A 3997-nucleotide genomic window follows, 5' to 3' on the forward strand; every position below is an offset into this window, starting at 1 on the left:
AGATTGGAATAAAAATGATATCGGCATTGATTTGGTTGCTAAACTCCGTAATCAAGAGGGTTATGTTGCTATTCAATGTAAATTTTATGAAGCAGATCATCAGATCAGTAAAAAGGATATTGATAGCTTTATTGCTGCCTCTGGGAAAGATATCTTTAAATATCGTCTTCTGGTTGATAGCACTGAAGTGAATTTAAGTGACAATGTGAATGCAATGATTAAAGGACAAGCGATACCGGTTTATCGCATTGACCTTCGTCATATGGAAAACAGTCGTATAGACTGGAAAATCTTTGCAACAAAAGAAGAAGTCGTTCTTAAATCGACAAAAGAACCACGTCCTCATCAGGAAGAAGCAATTCAGAAAGTCTGTGATGGTTTAAAAGAAGCAGACCGTGGCAAGCTGATTATGGCTTGTGGAACCGGTAAAACCTTTACAAGTCTTAAGATAGCAGAACAAATAGCTGGAAAAGGTAAGCGTGTTTTGTTTTTAGTGCCTTCTCTTGCTTTAGTCTCACAAACCATAAGGGAATGGACAGCGGATGCACAAATTCCATTGCATTCCTTTGCTGTTTGTTCGGATACAAAAGTTGGCAAGCGTCGTAAAAACCAAGATGATATTGTTGGTATGGAAACATCAGATCTTGTTCTACCGGCAACAACGGATGCACAAGAACTTGCCAAAGAAGCTTGTGAAAACCTAGCAAATGCAATGACGGTCATCTTTTCAACTTATCATTCCATCCAAGTGATATCCGATGCACAAAAAGATCATGGTTTACCCGAATTTGATCTGATCATCTGTGATGAAGCTCATAGAACAACTGGGACATCCTTAGGAAGTGACGACAATGAATCTGAATTTGTCAAGGTTCATGATAACAGTATTGTTCAGGGAAAAAAACGTCTGTACATGACGGCAACTCCGCGCATTTTTAGTGACACTGCTAAAAGGCGTGCGGATGAGATTAATGCCGTGCTGGCTTCTATGGATGATGAAACGCTTTATGGCAAACAACTGCATCATTATAGCTTTGCGGAAGCTGTCGATAATGAACTTTTAACCCCTTACAAAATTGTGGTCTTAGGCATTGATGAAACCTATATTACACCAGCCATACAGGATATTATTGCCAATGAAAACCGTGAAATTGATTTAGATGATGCTGCAAAAATTATTGGCTGTTATAGAGCCCTGACCAAAATAGATAAGGAAGCAGCTATTGATGATGATGATACAGAGCCCATGCATAGTGCTTTGGCTTTTTGCAAAGATATCAATACCTCTCAATATATTACAAAGCTCTTCAATAAAATTATCAAATCTCATATCAATGACTTCCTTCAAACAGTTCCCTTTCTGAACTGTGAAGTAAAACATATTGACGGAAAGCAAAGTGTCAAAAAACGCAATGAAGAACTGGATTGGCTTAAAGGAGATGCCGGTAAAAACGTTTGTCGGATTTTAAGCAATGTAAGGTGTCTTTCAGAAGGGATTGATGTCCCTGCTCTTGATGCGATCATGTTCTTACATCCCCGTAATAGCCAAGTGGATGTCATACAGGCGGTGGGGCGTGTGATGCGTCGTGCTCCTAATAAGAAAACAGGTTATATCATTTTACCGATTATCATTCCATCACACTTAGAAGCTAAAAAAGCTTTACGAAACAATAAGAGATATCGTGTTGTTTGGCAAGTTTTGCATGCTTTACATTCCCATGATGAAAGGCTTGCTAGGACGATTAATCAAATGTCTTTAGGACAAGATAGCAGTCATACGATTAAGATTATAGAGATTAAGCGTGCCAATGAATTACAGGAGCTCACCACAACGGTTGATGAGATCTCGATACAAGCAAAAGCAGAAAGTTCTGGACGTACCATAGGAACAGCAGAAAGCAAATCTCAAACGTGGTATAAAGAGCAAAAAGACTTATTCCACCGTTCTAAATTTTTTGATTTTGTCAAAGCCATTTTTCTGGATAGTTTTAAAATCACGGATTATTGGGGCATTTGGGCGAACAATGTTGCTGAGATTGCGCAAAACCATATCGTCCATCTTCAAGATACGCTTTCCGATAACAAGAGCAAAGCTTACCTTGCTTTTGATGCATTTCATAAGGAATTACAAAACAATGTAAACAGTGAAATAAAACAAGAGGAAGCCGTTGAGATGTTAGCGCAACATCTTGTCACGCGTCCTATATTTAAAGCTTTGTTTGAGGGCAATGAATTCGTACAGAACAATGCCATCTCGCAAGCAATGGACAAAATACTCATTGAACTCGATAAAACGAATATCGAGGAAGAGTTGAAAGATCTTGATAAATTTTACAAAAGTATCACGTTCTGTACAGCAGGGATTACCGAACCTCATGCAAAACAGAACCTTATTATCAAGCTTTATGAAAGCTTTTTTGCCAAGGCGTTTAAAAAGACAACAGATAGGCTTGGCATTGTTTATACCCCTGTTGAGGTTGTGGATTTTATTATTCACTCTGTTGATGATGTTTTACGCAAGGAATTTGGCAAGAGCTTGGGTTCACGGGGTATCTCTATCCTTGACCCTTTTACGGGAACAGGTACCTTTATCACAAGGCTTTTGCAATCTGATCTCATTAAACCGGAAGATATGGAATATAAGTTCCGTCATGATATCCATGCCAATGAGATTGTTTTGCTTGCCTATTACATAGCAGCAATTAATATCGAAACGACCTATCATAGTCTTATGAAAGGAGAGTATATTCCCTTTAAACATATTGGTTTAACCGATACGTTTCAGATGCTTGAAGAGAAAAACCTGCTACAAAAATTATTTAAAGAAAACAGTGAATATTTAGAACTTCAGAAAAAACTCAATATTGAAGTGATCTTTGGCAATCCTCCTTATTCCATGGGGCAAAAGAATGAAAATGACAATGCAAAAAACACTCCTTACCCGCTCTTAGATAACCGTATTCGTGACACTTACGCTGCTCAATCAAAAGTAACGAATATACGAGCACTATATGACAGTTATATTCGAGCTATTCGTTGGGCAAGTGACCGTATAAAAGACCATGGCGTTATTGGTTTTGTTTCTGGTTCTGGTTATATAGAAAAATCAACAATGAATACCTTGCGAAAATCTTTAGCTAAAGAATTTACCAGTATTTATGTGCTTAATTTACGAGGAGATATTCGTAAAAACATGTTAAGTGGTGGTAGAGCTGAAGAAGGAGAAAATGTTTTTGGTAATGGTAGTATGACTGGTATTGCTGTAACATTATTTATCAAAAATTCCAATGTTTCTGGAGATTGTAAAATTTACTATCATGATATTGGTAATAATCTTACAACAAAAGGTAAACTTGCGGCTCTTGAGTATCTTAGTAGTATTAAGGGTATTGCGGATAAATCAAGTTGGAAAATCATCACACCAGACAAGCATGGTGATTGGATAAATCAACGTGATGACAGTTTTAAAGCGTTTTTAGCTATGGGTATTAGGGAAGGTCATGGTAAAAAACTTTTTGAGACTTATTCTTGTGGTCTTAAGAGCAATCGTAATGCGTGGGTATATAACTCAAGCCGTAAGATTTTAATAAATAATATGGGTAATATGATTACGTTCTATAATAGCGAAGTAGAACGTTTTAATAAGACCCATCCACATGCTAATCGGAAAGTACGTACAAAAGCTGTAGATAGTTTTGTTAACATTGATACGACAAAGATCAGTTGGAGTAGTAGTCTGAAAGAAGAATTACTAAGAGGAAAATATTCTGAATTTGAAGAGACGTGTCTTATTCAAAGTCTTTATCGTCCTTTTACACGACAATGGCTATACTACAATCGCATTTTTAACGAAAGAACTTACCAACTCCCGCGTATATTCCCGATGGGACAAGCGGTTGAAAATAGAGTGATACAAGTTACAGGCGTAGGAGCAATGGCTGGTTTTTCTGTTTTGATGAGTAATGCTTTGCCTGATGTTCAGGTAATAAGTAATGAA

At 37.3% G+C, this 3997-nt stretch carries 1 protein-coding gene; it reads left to right on the plus strand.

The window, feature by feature from the left end; genetic code table 11:
- Positions 1 to 3997, plus strand: a 3997-nt coding sequence (locus AC0QT4_RS08550) for a type ISP restriction/modification enzyme (protein ID WP_473201256.1), incomplete at both ends; no start/stop codon positions are given.

It is taken from the genome of Bartonella sp. EBT8, from assembly GCF_055796165.1.